The sequence below is a fragment of the Streptomyces sp. AK02-01A genome (genome assembly GCF_033795305.1).
Taxonomy (GTDB): domain Bacteria; phylum Actinomycetota; class Actinomycetes; order Streptomycetales; family Streptomycetaceae; genus Streptomyces.
Genome location: NZ_JARBAE010000119.1, coordinates 1 through 1,494 on the forward strand (window position 1 = coordinate 1; position 1,494 = coordinate 1,494).

At 67.6% G+C, this 1,494-nt stretch carries 1 protein-coding gene; it reads right to left on the reverse strand.

The window, feature by feature from the left end:
- Nucleotides 1–143 precede the first annotated feature (143 nt).
- Nucleotides 144–1,433 carry a site-specific integrase gene (locus PV679_RS35975; protein ID WP_319685490.1) on the reverse strand — a complete coding sequence of 430 codons (1,290 nt, stop codon included), beginning with the start codon at nucleotides 1,431–1,433 and terminating at the stop codon, nucleotides 144–146.
- Nucleotides 1,434–1,494 lie beyond the last annotated feature (61 nt).

Below are 1,494 nucleotides of genomic sequence, written 5' to 3' on the forward strand. Positions count from 1 at the left end.
TTCGACGGCCGCCTTACCGCCGGACGAGTGTAGGCCGAACAGCCCACCGAACAACTCATAGGCCAAACAGACGAATCACACCTAATTCCTGATAGACCCGGCGGGGCTTCTCGCCGTCTTGACGGCAGTAGTTGACGGCAACGTCAGCGGACGAGGGCGGCGCAGGATGGCGGTTCGTTGCCATCGGAGCGCGCCGTCTTGGTGTCCTCCGGGCTGCCGAGTGCGGTGCTGAGGGTGTCGATGGCGTCTCGCTGGAGGCGTAGCCTCACGTGGGCATAGACGGTAGCGGTGACGCCGATGTGGGCGTGGCCAAGGAGCTCTTTGATCACGACGAGTTCGACGCCCTGTTCCAGAAGCATCGTGGCAGTCGAGTGCCTGAGGTCCTGAAAGCGGATGCGGCGGAGGCCGGCCTTGCGGAGGAGAGTGGTGAAGGCGCGGGTGAGGTTGGTCGGGTCGATCGGTCTGCCCAGCGTGGTGGTGAACACGTGCCCGCTGTACTGCCACGCCGCGCCCGCGGCCTCGCGCTGCTGCTGTTCGTGGTGGTGCTTCAGCGAGTGGACGCAGCGGGTGGGGAGGGCGATGCGGCGTTCGGAGGCCCGGGTCTTGGCGGGCAGCGTGGTGAGCCCGCCTGCGCTGGTGCGCTGCAAGGTTCGGCGGATTGCGGCGGTGCCAGCGTTGAAGTCGAGGTTTTCCCAGCGCAGGCCGAGGAGTTCGGCCTTGCGGAGTCCGGTGTGGAGAGCGAGTTCGAACAGCGGCTGCAACCGGTGGCCGTCGGCGGCGGCCAGGAACTTGCGGGCTTCGTCGGCGGTGAGGGGTTCGAAGCGCCGGGGCCGTGGGGTGCCGGTGCGGACGTTGCGGGCGACGTTGCGCGGGATCTCCTCTTCGCGGACGGCGTGCTCCAGGGCGGACTTGAGTACGGAGTGGATATAGGTCAGCGTCAGCGGGGAGAGCAGTTTGTGGCAGCACTGGCCGGTGGCGCAGCAGCGGGGCTGGTCGCGCCGGGCGTCGATGTCGCGCGTGCAGCACTGGCATGTGGTGCGGAACTGGTTGAGCCAGGTGCGGACGTCCTTGGCGGTGAGCTTGGCGAGCTTCTTCCGTCCGAGGCCAGGTATGAGGTAGAGCCGGGCGACGGCGGTGTAGCGGGTGTGGGTGTTCTCGCGGAGGTGGTAGACGGCGACGTTCTCCAGCCAGTACGTCAGGTACGCGGCCACGCTGCCTTGCGCGGAGGGGACGGGAATGCCTCGGTTGCTGGTGGCGATCTTCTCGGTGAGCTTGGCCAGGGCTTCCTTCCGGGTGGTGCCGTAGACGCGGATGCGGCGACGGGTGTTGCCGGGGGCGAGGATGTATCCGGCGGCTTCCCAGCGTCTGTCTTTGCGCTGGTAGACGGTTCGGCGGGAAAAGGGGGCGGTCGACCGGGACGAAGCGGTGATCACGTCCTCGGCCGGTCCCGGGGAGGACTGAGTACACACCAAGATCCACCTGGCCTGCGACGGG